This is a genomic window from Priestia aryabhattai (genome assembly GCF_023715685.1).
Lineage (GTDB): Bacteria > Bacillota > Bacilli > Bacillales > Bacillaceae_H > Priestia > Priestia aryabhattai_B.
The window spans coordinates 1-20,140 of sequence record NZ_JAMBOQ010000011.1 but is presented as its reverse complement, the minus strand read 5'-3'; the positions used below and the strand labels follow the sequence as shown (position 1 = coordinate 20,140).

The window sequence follows — 20,140 nt, the reverse complement described above, 5'->3', positions numbered from 1 at the left end:
AGAATAGCCGTGTCGGATTACATCCGGTTGCAATGAGCGCAGGCTTTTAAAACCAATGAGAACTATTAAAGAGAAAGTATCTCACTTATGGATTTCGGGAATGTTTGGTCCCTATTTTTCCTTTTTCTATTTATCATAATTCACGTTGCCACTTTTACTCCTATTGGATTAAAGATCGCTTTTAGTCAAAAATAGAAGATACATTGTTATTTTATAAATTAAAGAACGTTGCTTATCTACTGCTCACACGACAATTATACGTTTGGTATATCATCAATATGGTCTGAATTAGATAAAAGAGTATGGAGGTATGTTCGGACCGTATATGATTATAGAAGAAACTCGTTAAGAAGGGGATGTTTTGATACACCAAGCAAAGTTTTCTTTTTAATAAGTTTTCAACAGAAGATAATAACTCCATGTAATTAAATTATGCTATTGCCGACATTTATAAAAGCTCCTTTACTTATAAAAAGTAAAGGAGCTTTTATATGCCTAAATTTCCTATATAGAATCAATATTGCGCAAAAAAAATTGCGTTAACCTGCCAAAAAATTAAAAAATGACAATTTTTTTTGCAGGTTTTTTATCCTTAAATGTTTCTAATGAATAGAAGAATTATCATTTATATTTCGTGCTTTATTAATATTTAAGTCTTATCTTTAACAAAAAATTTAGGTTGTTCAAGATTGGCATAATATTTGCATTAAAAGAAATGAATACCTGTTGTATACTTAGATGTATACAACAGGTGGATTTTCATTTTCATAAAATATTTAATAGTTATACTGAACAAAATAACAAATTTAATCTAGATTACATTATTTTGTTTTAACTAACTATCTAATTACGAGTGGAGGAACAGCAATGTATAACCAAATTAAAAACATGCCAATGGAAGAGAGAATAGAAAAGATAACAAAAGCTCTGGTTCAGATCAGAAGCATTAATGGAACAACTGGAGAAGTGGAAGTAGCTACTTTTATTAAAGATACACTTCTAAGTTTTCCTTATTTTCAAAAGCATCCTTTCTACGTATGGGAACAAATAATTCCTAATGATCCACTTAATCGAAAAAATATCTTTTGTTTTATAAAAGGAAAAAGTGATATAAAAGAAACTATTCTCTATCATGCACACTTAGATACTGTAGGTATTGAAGACTTTGGACCTTTAAAAGAGAATGCATTAGATTCAGATAAATTAGTAGACTATTTCTCCGCGTATACATTTAATAAAGAGGTTCAAGAAGATGCTCAATCAGGTGAATGGATGTTTGGACGGGGATCAGTTGATATGCAAAGTGGTATAGCAGTACATTTAGCAAACGTTTTACATTTTTCTGAACATCTGGATGAGTTACCTGGCAATATATTATTTATGGCTAATCCTGATGAAGAAAGCCAGCACGCTGGCATCCTATCTGCTATATCAGAATTAAAGCTTTTGAAAGAGGAGCAACATTTAAATTATGTAGCAGCGATTAACACAGATTTTATTACACCTTTATATGATGGAGACTCCACTCGTTATATTTATACAGGAGCCGCAGGGAAGCTTCTTCCTTGTTTCTATATTTATGGTCGCGAGGTGCATGTAGGAGATACATTGGCAGGGATTGATCCAAATCTAATTGCATCTGAATTGACTAGAAGAATCCATAATAATATCAGCTTAGCTGAAAATATTGAGGGAGAATTAATTTTACCTCCATCTTGTTTGTATCAACGTGATAATAAAGAAGCTTATAATGTTCAAACAGCTGTGAGCAGTTACTTATACTTTAATTATTTTATTTATGAAAAAACAGCTAAAGAAGTAATGAATCAGCTAATTGATATTTCAGTATGCGCTTGTAAGGATGTAGAAAAGAAACTTTCTAATTATTATGAAGAGTTTTTAAATCGTACAGACTTACCTAGAAAAGACTTGTCATGGAATATTGAAGTCATTAGTCTAGAAAATTACATGAAGGAGCTAGTACTCAAAGGGATTGATCCTTCTAAATGTATAGAAGAAACCTTTCAACAATATAAACATCTCGAGTTACGAATCAGATGTTTTAAAGCTATAGAAGAATTGCAAAAATTAGATCCTCAACAACGAGCAAGGGTAATTGTTTTTTATGCTCCACCTTACTTGCCTCATAATTATTTAAAAGAAGATAGTTTACGTGATCAAGAGTTATTAGGCGTAGTGAAACAGGCAGTAGAAGAAGTGGCAATGACAACGGGAGAGACTTTTTCATTCAAGAAATTTTTCCCATATTTAGCCGATGGAAGCTTTTTATCGCTACACGAGACTGATCAAGAAATAGAAGCTTTTACTCGTAATTTTCCTGGTTGGGATACTATTGGAACAATTCCTTTTCAGGAAATACGTGAGCTAAATATTCCTTCTATTAATATGGGTGTCTACGGAAAAGATGGACATAAATGGACAGAACGAGTATATAAGCCTTATTCATTCAAAGTTTTACCTATGCTTATTCAGCAAACCACTGTTCATCTATTAAAAAGCTATTATTCAGCTTCAACAGATACACACTCTATGTGTTAATAGCTTAAAGTGAAGTTTAGTTACTATAAGGTTGTGGCAATGTTGTAGCTATTCCTGGTTACGAAGGATTAAGACAAGGAGGGGAATTTATGCACATAGATAATAAACAGAATGAATTACAGCGTACCATGAAAAGTAGACACCTTTTTATGATTGCATTGGGTGGGGTCATTGGAACAGGTCTATTTCTAGGTTCAGGTATTACAATTAGTCAAGCTGGACCTATGGGTGCTATTTTAGCCTATTTACTTGGTGGTTTTTTAATGTATTTGGTTATGTTATGTATGGGAGAACTTGCAGTTGCAATGCCTGTATCCGGATCATTCCAATCCTATGCAACAAAGTATTTAGGTCCTTCTACTGGGTTCATGATTGGCTGGTTGTATTGGTTTAGTTGGGCAAATACTGTAGGTTTAGAGTTTACTTCCGCAGGGCTTTTAATGCAAAGGTGGTTCCCTCATATTCCTATATGGGCGTGGTGTCTAATTTTCGGCGTCGTTACATTTTCAATAAACGCATTGTCTGCCCGGAGCTATGCTGAAACAGAATTTTGGTTTTCAAGTATTAAAGTAACGGCAATTGTGTTATTTATCGCAATAGGTGGAGCTGCTGTATTTGGCTTAATTGATCTACAAGGAAATCAACCAGCACCATTCTTTTCAAATTTCACGACAAGTGAAGGCTTGTTTCCAAATGGTATTCTCTCTGTTCTTTTTACTTTAGTTCTGGTTAATTTTTCATTTCAAGGAACAGAGCTTGTGGGCATAGCAGCAGGAGAAAGTGAGAACCCTGGTGAAACCCTTCCACGCTCCATTCGAAACGTTGTTTGGAGAACGTTATTTTTCTTTGTGCTAGCTATGTTCATACTAGTAGCTATTCTTCCTTATCAAACAGCTGGTGTTATCGAAAGTCCTTTCGTATCTGTATTGGATAAAATCGGAATTCCTTACGCTGCAGATATTATGAACTTTGTTATTCTAACAGCTATTTTATCTGTTGCTAATTCGGGTTTATATGCTGCGTCTAGGATGATGTGGTCACTTTCAAGAAGTGGTATGGGACCAGCACGCTTAACCAAGTTATCTAAAAAAGGGGTTCCTATTAATGCATTATTAGCTACTATAGTAATTTCAGGTGGTTCATTAATTACGAGTGTAGTAGCCGCAGAAACTGTATATTTATGGCTTATTTCTATCTCTGGAATGGTCACGATTGTTGTATGGATGTCTATTTGTGCCTCTCAATTTTTCTTTCGGAGAAAATTCATTGCTGAGGGAGGAGACTTAAAAGAGTTAAAATTTAAAACGCCGTTATATCCTATTGTTCCAATATTAGGGTTTGGTTTATACGGGATTATTTTGATTAGCTTAATCTTTATTCCTAACCAACGTATTGGTCTTTATTGTGGTGTGCCACTTATCGTGTTTTGTTATGTGTATTATCATTTTATTGTGAAAAAGAATCTTAAGAACAAAACTACTGATAACAGCATAATCGACAAAGCACAATAATACATAAAAAAGTATTTTCCATTAATTGATTTAAGAAGGAATTGAAAGAAATCATTGAAGGTATTTGAACGGCGGAAAAACTAAATTATCAAGATGAATAAGCTTACGTATGCTTTATTTATAAAACATACGTAAGCTTATTAAATTTAAAAAATAACCAGAATTTATTATAAATCTAAAAGGATTCTTCTTCCTTTTTCTAAATGTTCTTCCATATAGTGAACAGCTGATTCCACATTACCTTTTTCTAATTCTGTTAAGATCAAAAGGTGCTCTTCATAAGTTTGTAGGAGTCTGTCTATTTTTTTAGTTAATACTTTTTGTCCATAAAAACTAAGCTTTGCTTCAATGCCCTTGAACATCTCATACATTTCTTTGTTTTCTGCTAATTCCATAATTTTAAGATGGAATTCTGTATCATATTTTAAGGATAAATAAATGTCTTGCTTTTGAATTTCTTCAAATTGGAGCTTTAATATATCTTGTAATTCCTGTATTTGAAGCTGTTTAATATCCTGGGAAAGTTTTTGTATTGCAAATGTCTCTAATACAGATCTAGCTTCGTAAATTTCATTTACTTGTTGTATGGAAATATCACAAATATATATTCCTTGTTTAGGATGAATTCGAACGATCCCCTCATGTTCAAATCTTTGAATGGCAGATCGAATAGGAGTTCGGCTCATTCCTAATTCTTCACTTAAATATCCTTCAGAAAGAAATTCTCCGGGGGATAGTTCACCCCTTGTTAATAACTCTTTAATCTTATTATAAGCTTGATCTTTTAAAAATTCCTTTTTGGGTAGTGTTTTTTTCATTTTATCTATCCTTTAGGTTTTTAGTATTTAGATTCATTTAAGGTAGTTTTTATTTTAACATTTTAGGTTTTTATTTTAAAAGAGAAATAATATTCAGAATATATTGACTTTAGAATAAAATAGTTATTTAATATTGTTGTATACATGTTGTATACAACATGACGATGGAAATCTTTATTGTTAATTAAAGGAGCGAAAAGACATGGTGAAAATTAATTCAGTAATACAAAGACCGAATCCTGCAATGTTAAAAAAATTAGGCAGCGTATCACCAAGTGATTATGGACATCGTTTAAACTTCCAATTAATTCATTCCAGAAAAATTAAACCTCTTTTCCCATTTAAAGAAAATTTCGCGGGTCCAGCTATAACAGTTAGGATTCCACCAAATGACGGTTCATTAGTGTATAAGGCCCTTGAACTTGTTATGCCCGGTGATGTAGTAGTAGTTGACATGAATGAAGAAGAACGGTTTGCATGTTGGGGAGAAATTACCACAAGAGTTGCTATGGAAAAAGGAACATTAGCCGCCATAATAAACGGGCCAGTTACAGACACAAATATAATTAAAGATCTAGGGTTTAATATATTCTCATATGCTATATCACCTCTAACAACAAAAATGTACAATCTTGATGGTGATGTTAATGTACCAATATCAATTTCAGGATGTATTATAAAACCTGGAGATATTGTTATTGGAAGTATGGATGGCTTACTAGTGGTACCACAAGAGGACATTTCAACCTATTTAGAAATAGGTGAGGAGGAAGCAAAAGCTGATCAAGAACGACGTGAGGATTTAAAAAGATTAGGGGTAGAAACATATTTAAGTCGCTTTAATCCTTTATGGAACAACGTAGTGGAAAAAAATAAGTAAAAGATCCAACAAAAAGGAGTTATTAAACAATATTCTATACCTTTGAAAAGTTTATCTATTTTCTACCCTACAAAGGAAGTGAATGAACAATGGAAAAGTTAAACGCTGAAAAACAAGTAAAGATAGATACATCCCCACGAGTAAAAGAAAAAAGAATAGGACTACGTTGGGGACTTGCCGTAATTTTCTTTATTGTAGGCTTAGTGGCTTATATGGATCGAGCTAACATTTCTGTAGTAGCGCAACCCATGATGGAAGATTTACACATGAATAAAGTCGAATTTGGTCTTCTGTCATCGCTATTTTATTTAGGTTATTGTTTTTCTCAAATTCCTGGAGGAATTCTATCTGAAAAATTTGGGTCTAGAAAAATAATTACTCTTGCCGTTACATGGTGGTCTATATTTACTGCGATGACAGCTGCTGCAAGTTCTTACATTTTGTTATGTATTGTTAGATTTTTGTTTGGGATGGGGGAAGGCCCAATGTACCCAGGGAATGCAGTATTCAATTCATACTGGTTCCAAAAACATGAAAAAGGACGTGCAGCAAGTGCATTATTAGCTGGTTCTTTTTTTGGACCAATTGTTGCACCGGGTATTTCAGTTGCAATCATGGCGGTCTTCGGATGGCATGGAGTCTTTTATAGTTTTGCATTCATTGGTATTGTCATCGCTATTGCTTGGTATATTATAGGTCGAGATAAACCTGAACATCATCCCTGGATTTCTGAAAAGGAAAAACTTCTTATTATTGAAAATCGTAGCGTGGCCAGCACTGAAAGAAAATCTGCTCCATGGAAACAGTATTTAAGAAATGTTCAATTCTGGGCAGTTGGAATACAATATCTTGTTGTTATTTACATGAATACATTTTTCTTAACCTGGTTACCTACGTATTTAATGGAGGCACGGAATTTTTCTTTAAAAGAAATGGGATTTGCGGCTAGTTTCCCGTGGATAGCTATTTGCTTCAGCGTTTTAGCTGGAGGAGCCATTTCAGATGTAGTATTACAAAAAACAAATTCTCGTATGATGGCCCGTGGTACCTTGGCTATTCTAGGGTTCATCTTTTTTATAATAGGGCTATATTTCGCAGCTTATTCCACAAGTTCATGGTTAAACGTTCTATGGTTAACGGTAGCTCTAGGTGCACTTGGACTTCCTATCGTTGCTTCTTGGGCTATTGCTAATGACCTAGGTCAGGAATTTTCAGGTTCTGTAAGTGGTTGGATGAATTTGTGGGGAAGTATAGGAGGCATCACATCTCCTATTCTCTGTGGATGGTTTGCACAAGAACTCGGTTGGAATACTACACTTCTAATTAATATTATACCAATTGGACTTGCTATATTATTATGGTTCCTTATTAAACCAGACCGTCCATTGGTTTAATAAAATAAGAGACCTCAATTTAAGTAATTTAAATCTTTATAAAGGGGAATTAAAAATGCAAAAATTGATAAATAGAGAGGTTTCCGCCATTCAGGTTCCCAGCATAAGAAAATTTTCTAATATGGTTGTCAATTATCCTAATGCGATTAATCTCACTCTTGGCCAACCTGATTTTCCAACACCAGAACATATAAAAGAAGCTGCTATTTTAGCTATAAAGAGAAATCAGACCACTTATACGCATAATGCCGGGCTATTACCTCTTCGAAAAGCAGCTAGTAATTTTGTGCATGAAAAATATAACCTCTTTTACAACCCAGAGGATGAAGTTATTGTAACTAATGGAGCTACTGAAGCAATTGACATTGCTTTACGAACGATTTTGAAGAAAGGAGACGAGGTAATTCTTCCTGTACCTATCTACCCTGGATACGAGCCTCTCATACAATTATGTGGAGCTACTCCAGTGCACATTGATACTTCACATAATGAATTTAAAATTAATGCCCATATGATTAAGAAAAAACTAACTAAAAAAACACGTTGTATTATCCTTTGTTCACCATCTAACCCTGCTGGAAGCATGTTAAATAAAGAGGAGATAATTGAAATTGCTAAAGTGTTAAAGGATAAAAATATCTTTGTTATATCTGATGAGATATACAGTGAGTTAGCATATGAACAAAAGCACTACTCAATTGCCTCTGTTCAGGAGATGAGAAATAAAACGATTGTTGTTAATGGACTCGCTAAATCTCATTCAATGACAGGGTGGAGAATTGGCTTTACATTCGCTCCGAATTTTTTATCTAAAGAAATGCTTAAAGTCCACCTTTATAATTCAGTTTGTGCAACTACTATCAGTCAATATGCAGCAATTGAGGCTTTAACACAAGGTATTAATGATCCAGCTCTCATGATGCGCGAATATAGGAAAAGAAGAGATTACGTATGTAAAAGACTTAATAGTATGGGACTAGATGTAGTTAAACCTGATGGGGCTTTTTATGTATTTCCTTCAATTAAAAATACAAAAATGTCATCATTTGATTTTTCACTAAAATTGCTTCGGGAAAAAAGTGTCGCGGTTGTACCAGGTGATGCATTTTCGAAGTACGGGGAAGGATTTATAAGAATATCTTACGCAGCATCAATGGATTTAATAGAAGAGAGTTTGGATCGGATAGAACAGTTTCTTGATTGTACAGATCAACAACGACTTATTAGAATTTAATGATATTTATATAAACTTTGAAACTTAGCCTAAAAAGTGTTTAATTTTTCTTCCAATACTTCTGGAGAACTGTTAAAATACAACTTGTATACAACAATTTTATTTTTATTCATTTTTTCAAAGGAAGAGCGATATAACCTATTGCTCTTCCGGTTCTGGTGCAAAAATTTCAGGACAATTGCAAGTAATCTCTGAAACTTGAACATACTGATACTATTATTCTAAAAGAAGGACGTGATCAGTATGGAAAAGCAACCCTTATTTAAGTGGAAACATTATCAACCCGATATCATTTTGTTAACGGTAAGATGGTACCTACGGTACAATTTAAGTTTTCGTGACTTGGTAGAAATGATGGAGGAACGTGGATTATGTATGGCTCATACAACGATTATGCGTTGGGTTCATCAATATGGTCCTGAATTAGATGGGCGAGTACGGCGCCATCTTAAGCCAACAAACGATTCTTGGCGGGTTGATGAGACCTATGTAAAAGTAAAAGGACAATGGATGTATCTCTATCGTGCCGTTGATTCTGAAGGAAATACCATCGATTTTTATCTAAGTAAAACAAGAAATAAACAAGCAGCCAAGCGCTTTTTTAAGAAAGCCTTGGCTTTTTCGCACGTTTCTATACCTCGTACGATTACAGTAGATAAAAATCCTGCCTATCCCATTGCTATTCAAGAGTTAAAAGAAGAAAAAAAGATGCCTCAAGGCATCCAAGTAAGACAAAGTAAATATCTAAATAACATTGTAGAGCAGGATCATAGGTTTATTAAGAAGCGTCTGTCTACAATGTTAGGCTTAAAATCGTTTCGTACAGCAAAAGCCATTATTTCTGGAATAGAGGTCATGCATATGATAAAAAAGAAACAGGTTTACCAGGAGGTGAAGTCTGTCCCAAATCAAGTCAGGTTCATTCACCAACTATTTGGAATAGCTTCATAAGATTGAATACCAATAGGACACTATATACCTCTTTCAAGCAAATACAATCTTTGCACCAGGACCGAATTACAAAAAGAATATTTCACAGTAAAACAACAAATATGAGAATGTTTTTACATCAATAATTGTTAAAAATGTAACAGGAGAAGTTTAAAATGAAACATTATAAAATCTTCTAAGAAGATGAGATAGAAGAACACGATTTCTTGGATATTATTCAACGTATTTACCCCTTAGGATGTTACATATATGCTGTGGTAAACGAGGAACATTTACGGTATTTAATTTAACCATTTATCCAAATTTCTACGTTTAAGCAAGGAATATTTCGTTCTAAAAAGAAGGTTATTATATTCATACATGATTTATATTTTGAGAAGGTACGTTATTTTTATGAAATGTATCCCTTTATAAAGTGTGTATTTACTGATAAACAAATAGACGAAAGATATTTAAAAGATATAAAGCAAAAACACCAATTTTTAAGCTGTTTAAGAAAAAGGAAAGTGAGTCATTTGTCTATGGGTTCAAATGCTGAATGGATCAATTACTATCAGTGGTGAAAATTGTAGATTGTTTTAAGCAAAATCTATCCTTTTTTTCTAGGACCTAAAATTAATTTGATTGCTGTTCTTTCTTCATTATCGATTGAAAAGTTTTTGAATCCAGGAACAAAAACCAAATTACCATTACTGGGAGCTACAAATCCTCATGCAATCACAACAGCTTTAATCGTTTGATTTAAAGCACCTCTCCCATCACTTGAATTTCTTTCAAATAAATCTAATCTTTGCACCAGAAACAGTTTATGTTAAAGACTTATTTTGTCGTGTCTATAATCCCTGAGGAAGCAAAATATATGTTTGAGGAACAGATTGTAAAACGCAAAGAAAAATTAACGGATTTAAAAGAAAGAAAATGAATTATCTATTCCATTCATCAAAGAATCAAGTTATCTATGACAACCAGAAATAATTGACAAAAAGATATTGTTTACTCATAATTTTCCATATAAACATATACATATTGTTATTTTCGATGTAACTTAGAGAGGGGTATTGCACATGCAGTATTTTGAACGTTTAAATAAAAGTTTTATAAATGGTAAATGGGTTGAAGGAAAAAGCAGCCGTACTTATGATATTTTAGACCCTTATGATGATTCTGTTATTACTACTGTTTCATTAGCAACTGAAGAACAGCTTACTGAAACATTTAAAATTGCACAAAAAGCACAAAAAGAATGAGCAAAAACTTCACCTGAACAAAGAAAAAATGTTCTACAAAAAGCACTTGAATATTTAAAAAACAATCATGATGAAATCATAAATATGATTGTACGCGAAAGTGGTGGAACGATTCATAAAGCTAATGGCGAACTCATAGCTTCCTACGTCGAACTGGAAGAGTCCATTCAATTCGCAGATAAAATCTATAATATAGAAGAAATTTCAAGCTCAACTGAAGGAAAGGTCAATCATCTATACCGTCTTCCTTTAGGAGTGATATCTTCTATTACACCGTTTAATTTCCCGATGAATTTAGGGATGAGAACGATCGCGCCGGCTATTGCTTTAGGAAATAGCGTGGTACATAAACCGGACATTCAAACAGGATTAACAGGTGGTCAGATTATCGCAAAAGCTTTTGAATATGCAGGTCTTCCTCAAGGCGTTTTTAATTCTATTTTGACAGATTTAACTGAAATCGGAGACGGTATGATTACAAATCCGATTCCACGTTTAATTAGCTTTACCGGTTCAACAGCAGTCGGCAGACACATTGGTAAAATTGCTGGAGAAAATCTTAAACGAGTTGCATTAGAGCTCGGTGGAAATGCTCCATTTGTAGTGTTGAGCGATGCGGATGTAGACCGTGCTGTAGATGCTGCTATATACGGAAAGTTTTTACATTGTGGGCAAATTTGTATGATTGCAAACCGAATTATTGTACAAAAAAATCATTATGATGAGTTTGTCACTAAATTTACTGAAAGGGTAAAGAAATTAAAAACGGGAGATCCAAAAGATTCATCAACCGTTATTGGACCTGTGATTAATGGGCGTCAAGCCGATAAAATAATGGGTGTCATTGACCAAGCGAAAACAGATGGTTTGAGATTAGCTGTTGAAGGCAAACGCAAAGGAAACATTATCTCCCCTTATGTATTTGTTGATGTGCCAAATAACTCAACACTCGCCCAAACAGAGATTTTCGGTCCTGTTGCTCAAATTATTCCGGCAGAAACAGATGATCAAGCGATTGAGTTTGCAAATGACACCGAATATGGTTTATCTGCTGCTATATTTACCACTGACTTAGAAAAAGGCGAAAAGTTAGCACTTAACATTGATGCCGGTATGACTCATGTGAATGATCAAACAGTAAATGCACAAGCCAATGCCCCATTTGGAGGAAATAAAGCGAGTGGTTTAGGTAGATTTGGTAATCCTTGGATCATGGAAGAATTCACCACAACTAAATGGGTTTCTATCCAAGAAAAGTATCGAGACTTTCCTTTTTAATTAAGCATGTAAGCATCATTTTCTATGTAAAAAAGTTCTGATGCAAACCTCGAATTTGGTCAAAATATAATGTACATATTCATTTTAATTTTATTTAATGAGAAAAATACTCAATTCAATCACTTTTTTCCTTTCCAGTTACTCCGTTTATCCAGGTCTGCCAATTTGAACGTGGTGAATTTATTTATAAGGAAGGTTCCTATCCTCAATATATTTATTATCTTGTTGAGGGTAAGGCAAAACTCTATGTTACACACGAAAATGGGAAAGTGTCTCTAATCAATTTTTTACAGGTTCCAACATTTATGGGGGAAGTAGAATTATTAAATTCAGAACGTTATTCTAAAGCCATACAAACTGTCACAAAAACCATTTGTTTGGCTATTCCGATCAATACTTGTAAAAATAAGCTCTTAACAGATGTTACATTCCTAAGATATTTATGCAGCTTTTTAAGTGAGAAAGCAACTAGGATTTCAGCGAAGTATACGCAAAATCAAGCTTATCCCCTTGAAAACCGCCTAGCTGCCTTTATAATGTTATCAGCTGACGGTAACTTTTATAAAGAAAAACATACTGAAGTATGCGAATACTTGGGTGTATCATATTGTCATCTACTCCATGTACTAGCACAACTATGTAAAATAAATATTATTGAAAAGCAATCCCGAGGCTACATCATTCGAGATAAAGAAAGTCTTGAAAAACTAGCTAAATTAAAGATACTCGTAATAGTTTAATAAGAAAGATGACTATATGTATACCACATACAAATTTAGTTAACATAAATCAGGTTACCGAAAATCACATACAAAAAAGCCCTTATTTATGAAGTAAGGGCTTTTGTTTTTAATAAATTTCTTCTAATTCATTTAACATCATATCCAATACTTGACTTACCTTTATCGTGTTTTCACTTACAAGTCCTTCTTTTAAAGCTGTATGTATCAAAACTTCTCTAGTACGCTCTATTTTTTCTAATAGGACTTCCTGTTTTACATGTTTATTTTCCATTCAGATAATCACCTAATTAATTTCCATGTTAATTATTGATAAATTTTACATTAACTTTTTATAATGCATTTTTCAACACTCAAAATTTTACAATTTTTCACACTGTTGAAACCTGAATATTTGTAAATTTATCCTTTTGTTAAGGTGAAAACTATAATCTTTATAACGGTAAAGTAAGATGTAATAAATAATTAAATTTGATGATTTTACTTTCATAATATAAGTAATAGTTAACGTACTTTCGTAAAAATAGTTATAACAATTACTTATATAATAGAAAAACCAATTATTTGTCGTCAGATAAAGTAAATGATAAAACTATAATTTTTATAAGGTTGTTTATTTATTTACTTCTTTATATAAAAGAAGTTATTTTTGTATTTTTAGTTTAATTTATCTTTTTGAAAATATATTAATGCTAAACGCTTATAAATTTTATGTTGAAATAAAGTGAATAAAACAATTTCTTAAAAGGAAGGTAGAAGATAGGCTGTCATACCATAAGAAGTAAAATTGTAGCTGCTCTTCTTGGTAGTACTTCTGCATTAATTGTTCATAATTGGTTTTCAAAATGGAGAATTATTTCAACTTTCTTGTATAAAACCCTTTCACTATACAAAGCACTAGAACTACAGTTTTTACCTTTAAATAGAAAACGAGAAAATCAACCTATAAATAAAGCAAAGAAACTTTAAAGGTTTAGAAACTATAAGATCTTAAATTTACTTTCCACCTTATAGTTCGGTGATTTTAGACTTAATAAATAAGAGCGTTAAAGACTTTAGAATTAAACATAAAATCCTCATTTTGGTAATTTATAGCCATTTGAATTCAAATTTTAAAAGATACAACTCAAGGGTTTTAATAGTTGGTAAAATAAAACATATAGTATTACATTTTTTGTAATATAAGGATGTTTATAGGGATATTTCGAGTGATAATATGTATATTTATTAACCAAATGGAGGTACAATTTTGAGGATTTTACAAGGCACCACCACTCATTTTTCAGATTTACTAAAAAATGGTATTACAATTGTTCATTTCTTTTTACCTAATACACCGCATAGAAGAATTATGAAACAATTCTTTCATCAAGCAAGTAGAGAGTTTGAGCAAGAAGTAACTTTAATAGAAGTAGATGGAGAAAAAAATAAAGAAGATATTCTTCAGTTCAGTGTTGTTATTGCTCCTACTATTCTAGTATTCAAAGATGGAGAGGAAAGAGAACGATTAGTAGGTATTCACATGCCTTTTGAACTAATTAATTCGATTAATAAATACTGTTTATAATTTGATATTAAAAAATTCCTTCTGAATACATTTAGAAAAAACCACTTCCTATAATTCTAATTATAGGAAATAAAGCCTTTGGAATCACTAATTCCAAAGGCTTTTAAATGTATATATATTTAAAATTGTTCTTAAATGTTATTACAAATCAATCAAGATATACAGGTTCTTTAGGATTATATAAATGCTTAAAAATCATTTCAATTTGTGTTTGTGTATTTCTAGCTATTGATAAGGGTGGCAATTTATTTTCAGCAAAGAATTCCACAGCACTTGTTTCTACACCCTTCATCGGTTGTCCCCCAATGATTTCACATTGAATAAACATTTTATAAATATGAAAAGGTGAAGGAGGATGTGGATGACATTTCATATCCGTTACAGCTAACAATTTGACAGCTTTTACGTCAAATCCTGATTCTTCTTTTACCTCTTTAACTGCTACTTCGCTTGGAGTTAACCCAATATCAGCCCAGCCACCAGGTAGCGACCAACTACCATCTGAATTTTCTTTGACCATTAATATTTTGTTATCCTTAAAGATCACGGCTCTAATATCTACCTTAGGTGTTGCGTAACCAGTTTCACTTGCAAATAAGTCTTTTATGACTGTCATTTCCATACCTGTTTGTTGTGATAACATTTCAACGCTTATGTCTCTTATTAGTTCAAATCTCTCTACATCATAAATATCTTTTGAATAAGCTAACCCTGCCTGTGCAATAGATTGAAGTTGCTTCGCCCAATCAAGCCACTTATGTTCTATGATTATCACCGCCATCTTAGTAATAACCTAATATTACCACAAAGAAAGAATTAAGTGACTTTGTTATCATTTAATATGTTTATGTCATACAAAGTTAGTTAACATAATTTTGATAATATCAACTTAGTTATATAGATAATAATTAATGTATTTTCGTTAAAAAGTGTAATATAACACATCTAGTATAGAAAAAGTTCATATTTGTCGTCACTAAGTGTAAATATTAAAACTTCAATTTCGATAACATAATTTGTACATTTACTCCTTTAAATTATATAAGTTTAATATTTAATTCAATCAATAATTACTTTATCTAAAACTTACTAAATAGAAGTGTTGTGTGATTTATATCCAATCATTTTCTTTTTAAGAATTTATCTAAAAGTAAGAAGATACAATAGTGAGTTGTAAGGAGTAGAAATATTCGCTTTTAACCACAATGACTGTTTAGGTAAAACACAAATAGGTGACTTATTCCTTCTATTGAAAAAGATTAAGTCACCTACACTTTTTTTCATCCATCATTAGTAATCCTTTCAGCGTTTAAAATTTATTAATTTACATGTTCCTGTTTTAACTGATTTACTACATTATTCTAGCATTATTTTAGCGCTTTCCATTGATTGTACTTTAAGAAAGTAATAAGGCATGGTGCGATGTTTTACATACTTATTAGCGAAGCGATAGTATAATTGAAAGATCTTGTAAGTAAAATTCATGAACATTAAGGAGTATCTTATGAAAAAAGCAGGTAGCATCCTTCTTCTTTTCCTGTGTTGTATAAATCAAAGGGTTGAGGCTGCTACTCAACCTTTAGTAGAACCTATACATCATGAAATCTACGTCTCTCCTGCAGGAAGTGATGAAAATGCAGGTACTAAAAACAGTCCCTTTAAAACTTTGAAAAAGGCAGGTAAAGTAGCTAAACCTGGGACGACTGTTAATATTCGAGGCGGTGTCTATCACGAAAAGTTAATGATTAGTCGTTCAGGCAATAAACAAAATCCCATTATCTTCAGAAACTATAAAAATGAAAGGCCCATTATTAGTGGAAAGAATATAAAGAGTGGTTCTTCAGATGGAGGGCTAGTTACCATAAAAAACAAGAGCTATGTTACAATTCAAGGTCTAAATATAGGGCATTTTTCTACTTTGGAAGAACAAAATACACCATGTGGTATTTTAGTAGAGGGAAGAGGCAAAGGTCTTCGGATTATTAACAATCATATTTTTGATATTAAGACTGCACATAAAAACGGAAATGCACATGGAATAGCTTTTTATGGATCCGAAGCGCCACGTTCATTAAACAACATTGAAATATCGGGAAACTTACTCGAAAACTTAACTTTAGGTTTTAGTGAAGCGCTGACTCTAAATGGAAATGTTAAAAAGTTTGTAGTCCATGCAAATACGATTCGTAACGTTGATAATATAGGTATTGATGTAATTGGTTTCGAAAAGGTAGCTCCTGATAAAAAATTTGATCAAGCTCGTGAAGGAGTTATCAGTGAAAACTCTATTTACAACGTAAGCAGTTATTCCAACCCAGCCTACAGACATGAATATTCTGCTGGAGGAATCTATGTAGATGGAGGAAAGGATGTTGTTATTGAACATAATATTTCAAGTCATAACGATTTAGGAATAGAAATTGCAAGTGAACACCACGGTAAACAGACTACCAACATTCAAGTCGTACGAAACATGATTTATGAGAATCGTTTTACAGGAATTTCAATTGGGGGATATGATGAAAAGCGTGGGGGGACAATGAATACTTCTATTACGCAAAATATCTTATATGGGAACGATACAATAAAAATGGATGGCGGCCAGTTATTAATGCAATATTATGCGATCCATAACATCATCAATAATAACATTATGGTTTCAGTAAAATCTAACTTACTTCTAGCCAATCTTCATTATTCAAATAAATATAATGAGCTTAGCAATAACGTATATTTAAATAAAAGTAGAAACACAATGAATCGATGGATATGGAATGGTCAAGAAATAGAAAGTTCTACGTTCGAATCCCAAAGATTTTTTCAATAAACTTTTCTTTTAAAAAGATACTCTTGACTAAGCCTTTTGTTGAGGTTCTACCTCAGACTAGACAATTGTTTACTACATTATATGCTGAGCATACTTTTAACCTTTTAGAAAATTTAAATCATATTCTTTAAAGCACTGTAGCAGATTTTTTATTAGATTTTCTGTGAATAGAAAAAGCTTTGTTAACATAAAGTCTCCACCGGAACTTAAAAAAGAGCCCTTGGCAGGCAAGACTTCCAAATAGGATGTTTTCTTCTTTATGCAGATTTTTATATACCCTTGGTGTCATAAGGTTTCGCTTAGGAATGCAAGTCAAAAAAATGTATAAGAAGCGCACCTTTTATACATATGCACCCCCTCTAAAAATGGTGTTTTAAGAGATATATCACATTATTTACTTGTAGTTATATTTAGTACTTTATAATTGTGAATTCTGATAAAAAGCTATCTCGCTTGCCAATGCCAGTGGGATTTTTATTTTTGCTACAATTCTGAGAAAGGGGTATTTGATGTTAATAAAAACAATACTCACAGCAATTATAGGAGGTATTATTTTTTCTCTAACTAATGCTTACTAACAAATAACAGTACGAAAGGAGCAAGGGGCTCTTATAAATTATGAGGCATTGCCCTTATTTTGTAGAGATTCCCGCATAGATACCCGCATAGATACCCATACACTTACCTATTCGACAACTCTGCATTTACTAAATCATCATCTCCATCAAGGTATGGTATTATTATTTTGCGAAAACATTAAAAGGGGGCACCCAATGAATAAAACAGACCGTTTGTTAGCCATTGTACTGGAGCTGCAACGTAAAGAAGTTATACGGGCCGAAAATTTGGCGGCTCTATTTGAAACGAGCGTGCGGACTATCTACCGTGACATTCAGGCGCTGAGTGAGGCGGGCGTACCGATTATAGGAGCCCCCGGGAGAGGATACTCTCTGATGGAAGGTTATTTTCTGCCGCCAATCGGCTTCACCGTACCAGAAGCTGTGAGCTTGCTAATTGGAACGGACTTTATTGAACAACAATTTGATGATGATTATCGTGCCAGGGCTCAAGCTGCCCGCGGGAAAATTGAGGCCATTCTACCGAAGAACATTCTTAAAGAAACATCTCGTGTACGCAAGGCAATGCGTTTGCTCATTTCTGATAAACAGGTCAGGGAGTCAAAAGAAAAGAAATATCTAGAAAAGATTCGTGGAGCGATATTAAACGTGCAAAAGATCAGCATTCGTTATGCAAAAAAACTTGAAGATTCCGAAGGTAATCGTCATAGTGTTCGTACGGTTGCTCCCTATGGATTGGTGCTCATTCAAGGATCATGGATGCTCGTGGCTCGGTGTGATCTGCGCCAAGAAATTCGTCATTTTCGCTTATCCCGAATGACGGAACTTATTAGTCTTGAAGAACGATTCGAACCACCGACGCATTTTAACTTAAGCGAGTATGCCCCTCCGGATAATAGACACTTGCTAGTTCATCTTCAATTTAACCATGACATTGCGGATAAGGTGAAGGAATCCAATTATCATTACATAGAGAGTATGGAAGAGCATGAGGATGGATTGCATGTGATCTTACGTGTTCATCAACTGGACGAATTGTTGCAATGGGTACTTGGCTGGGGAGCGAGTGTGGTTGTGTTGGAGCCTGAATCACTCCAAAATCGAATTCGTGAAGAAGCAAAAAAAATGTTAGAACGCTACTGACATACAGTTGTCAGTAGCGTTCTTTTATAATTAGAGAAAGTAAACATAAAGGGTTGAAAGATACATGCGGAGTATGTCTTGCATCAATCGATTAATACACCCAATTAACATCCACGGAAATTAATTCATTTCACTTTGGATCAATGGAGCAGCAAGGCATGGAAGGATGATCATAGAACCAGCGAACGTCAGTTAATACCCAAAGTAGATTACTTGAAACTGAAAAAGTAAACCTTTAAATAGGCTGTTTAATTCTTGAGAAAAGGAAAAGGTTCTAAAATAATTGTCGTTGGAACTTTTGTAACCTATTTTCCACAACCACTTTTTCCCTTACTGAAGCTTCGCGGGTTCTAGCCCAAAATGATCTGATCTGATACGATATCGTATCATTTATTATAGGAAGGATGGTATTTTATGAATTTTGCTTCTGTACGCATTATTACCGACGATGTGGATCGTCTTGTCAAGTTCTATGAGAAAGTCTTAGGTGTTTCGGCGGAACGTCCCGTCCCTGTCTTTGCCGAACTTTTTGTGCCATCATGCACCTTGGCAATTGGCCACTCTAAGACAGTGCCACTGTTCGGCGCTGGTTCCGCAGTGGCGGCGGACAATCGCACTGTTATCATTGAGTTCCACGTCCACGATGTCGATGCTGAATACGAGCGCCTGAAACCGTTTGTCAATGAGTGGGTAAAGGAACCTACTTTAATGCCGTGGGGGAACCGTGCTATGTTGTTTCGCGATCCCGACGGCAACCTCGTTAACCTCTTCGAGCCGGTGACCGAAGAAGCAATTAAACGTTTCAACCGTAGAAATTGACAAACACTTAGACCTATTGAAAAGATGTAACCTAAGAAACATAATTGTTATTCAGCAAAAGGGCGTAATTCTACATCAAGAATTACGCTCTTTGTTTATGCATAGGGCATCTAATAGAGGTGAATTCTTAAAATAAATTTATTACTTAAAGGACTGAATTCACTACTTGTTCATAGGATACAGGTGCTCTCTCCACCATCGGTGTAGAAATGGAGTCATTTAGAGTAAGTAGGGAAATTATAATAATATATGAAGTACTTTAGTAGTTGCTTAATGAGGAGTAACGACACTTAGATGAAAAAGTTGACTTCTATCTAAATGGAATTGATTATACAATGTGCTTTTACATCTATATGTATCAGTATATCTCTTAGATAATTGGAGCAAAATGCAATTAGAATACCTTCCGACGTGGGTATTTGTCACACAATTTTCTAATCGTCTGTATGAGAAAAAACTACTGTCCTTTGAACTGAACCCAAAAAGTTAGACACGTTATTTAGGCAGCTAATGAGGATTGAATTCTGTATTCTACAGGGGTCAATCCTTTTAATTTTTCTTTTATTCGTAGATGGTTGTAATATAGGATATAGG

Annotated in this window: 15 protein-coding genes and 2 pseudogenes; 12 read left to right on the top strand and 5 right to left on the bottom strand. The window is 33.5% G+C overall.

What is annotated here, in order from left to right; genetic code table 11:
• The first annotated feature begins 867 nt into the window (after window positions 1–867).
• Window positions 868–2,559, top strand: a complete 1,692-nt coding sequence (locus M3225_RS25915) for a M20/M25/M40 family metallo-hydrolase (protein ID WP_251399679.1) — start codon at window positions 868–870, stop codon at window positions 2,557–2,559.
• A gap of 95 nt (window positions 2,560–2,654) precedes the next feature.
• The gene (locus M3225_RS25910; protein ID WP_251399797.1) at window positions 2,655–4,070 is read left to right on the top strand and encodes an amino acid permease; all 1,416 of its coding nucleotides are present in this window, start codon (window positions 2,655–2,657) and stop codon (window positions 4,068–4,070) included.
• Window positions 4,071–4,237: 167 nt separating this feature from the next.
• Here the strand turns inward: M3225_RS25910 and M3225_RS25905 are convergent, their stop codons facing one another.
• A complete protein-coding gene (locus M3225_RS25905) occupies window positions 4,238–4,888 on the bottom strand; it encodes a GntR family transcriptional regulator (RefSeq protein WP_251399676.1) in 651 nt (216 codons plus the stop codon).
• A gap of 202 nt (window positions 4,889–5,090) precedes the next feature.
• Here M3225_RS25905 and M3225_RS25900 point away from each other — a divergent pair, with 202 nt between their 5' ends.
• The 4 genes from M3225_RS25900 (at window position 5,091) to M3225_RS25885 (ending at window position 9,347) form a co-directional block, all read left to right on the top strand.
• Window positions 5,091–5,768 (top strand): RraA family protein, encoded by a 678-nt coding sequence (locus M3225_RS25900; RefSeq protein WP_251399673.1) that lies wholly within the window; start codon window positions 5,091–5,093, stop codon window positions 5,766–5,768.
• Between the two features lie 89 nt (window positions 5,769–5,857).
• A complete protein-coding gene (locus M3225_RS25895; protein ID WP_251399671.1) occupies window positions 5,858–7,162 on the top strand; it encodes an MFS transporter in 1,305 nt (434 codons plus the stop codon).
• Window positions 7,163–7,217: 55 nt separating this feature from the next.
• Window positions 7,218–8,396 (top strand): aminotransferase A, encoded by a 1,179-nt coding sequence (locus M3225_RS25890; RefSeq protein ID WP_251399669.1) that lies wholly within the window; start codon window positions 7,218–7,220, stop codon window positions 8,394–8,396.
• A 243-nt stretch (window positions 8,397–8,639) separates the two neighbouring features.
• Window positions 8,640–9,347, top strand: a complete 708-nt coding sequence (locus tag M3225_RS25885; protein WP_251399666.1) for an IS6 family transposase — start codon at window positions 8,640–8,642, stop codon at window positions 9,345–9,347.
• A gap of 589 nt (window positions 9,348–9,936) precedes the next feature.
• Here the strand turns inward: M3225_RS25885 and M3225_RS25880 are convergent.
• Window positions 9,937–10,152, bottom strand: a pseudogene (locus tag M3225_RS25880) (stage V sporulation protein S).
• Between the two features lie 259 nt (window positions 10,153–10,411).
• Between M3225_RS25880 and M3225_RS25875 the strand changes: the two are divergent.
• Window positions 10,412–11,872, top strand: a pseudogene (locus M3225_RS25875) (aldehyde dehydrogenase family protein).
• Between the two features lie 113 nt (window positions 11,873–11,985).
• Window positions 11,986–12,612 (top strand): transcriptional regulator YeiL, encoded by a 627-nt coding sequence (gene yeiL / locus M3225_RS25870; RefSeq protein WP_251399794.1) that lies wholly within the window; start codon window positions 11,986–11,988, stop codon window positions 12,610–12,612.
• A gap of 109 nt (window positions 12,613–12,721) precedes the next feature.
• Here the strand turns inward: yeiL and M3225_RS25865 are convergent, their stop codons facing one another.
• Window positions 12,722–12,886 carry an aspartyl-phosphate phosphatase Spo0E family protein gene (locus tag M3225_RS25865; protein ID WP_251399663.1) on the bottom strand — a complete coding sequence of 55 codons (165 nt, stop codon included), beginning with the start codon at window positions 12,884–12,886 and terminating at the stop codon, window positions 12,722–12,724.
• Window positions 12,887–13,861: 975 nt separating this feature from the next.
• Between M3225_RS25865 and M3225_RS25860 the strand changes: the two genes are divergently transcribed.
• A complete protein-coding gene (locus tag M3225_RS25860) occupies window positions 13,862–14,179 on the top strand; it encodes a thioredoxin family protein (protein ID WP_251399660.1) in 318 nt (105 codons plus the stop codon).
• 148 nt (window positions 14,180–14,327) lie between these two features.
• Here M3225_RS25860 and M3225_RS25855 read toward each other — a convergent pair whose 3' ends face one another.
• The gene (locus M3225_RS25855; protein ID WP_251399791.1) at window positions 14,328–14,945 is read right to left on the bottom strand and encodes an NUDIX hydrolase; all 618 of its coding nucleotides are present in this window, start codon (window positions 14,943–14,945) and stop codon (window positions 14,328–14,330) included.
• A 738-nt stretch (window positions 14,946–15,683) separates the two neighbouring features.
• Between M3225_RS25855 and M3225_RS25850 the strand changes: the two genes are divergently transcribed.
• The 3 genes from M3225_RS25850 to M3225_RS25840 all read left to right on the top strand — a co-directional run bounded on the left by M3225_RS25850 (window position 15,684) and on the right by M3225_RS25840 (window position 19,546).
• Window positions 15,684–17,006: a DUF1565 domain-containing protein gene (locus M3225_RS25850; protein WP_251399657.1), complete on the top strand. Its 1,323-nt coding sequence runs from the start codon at window positions 15,684–15,686 to the stop codon at window positions 17,004–17,006.
• Window positions 17,007–17,779: 773 nt separating this feature from the next.
• Window positions 17,780–18,727: a helix-turn-helix transcriptional regulator gene (locus M3225_RS25845; RefSeq protein WP_251399654.1), complete on the top strand. Its 948-nt coding sequence runs from the start codon at window positions 17,780–17,782 to the stop codon at window positions 18,725–18,727.
• 414 nt (window positions 18,728–19,141) lie between these two features.
• A complete protein-coding gene (locus M3225_RS25840; RefSeq protein WP_075422232.1) occupies window positions 19,142–19,546 on the top strand; it encodes a VOC family protein in 405 nt (134 codons plus the stop codon).
• 499 nt (window positions 19,547–20,045) lie between these two features.
• Here M3225_RS25840 and M3225_RS25835 read toward each other — a convergent pair.
• Window positions 20,046–20,140: IS3 family transposase (locus tag M3225_RS25835; protein ID WP_251399788.1), on the bottom strand; the 95-nt coding region annotated here is incomplete at its 5' end.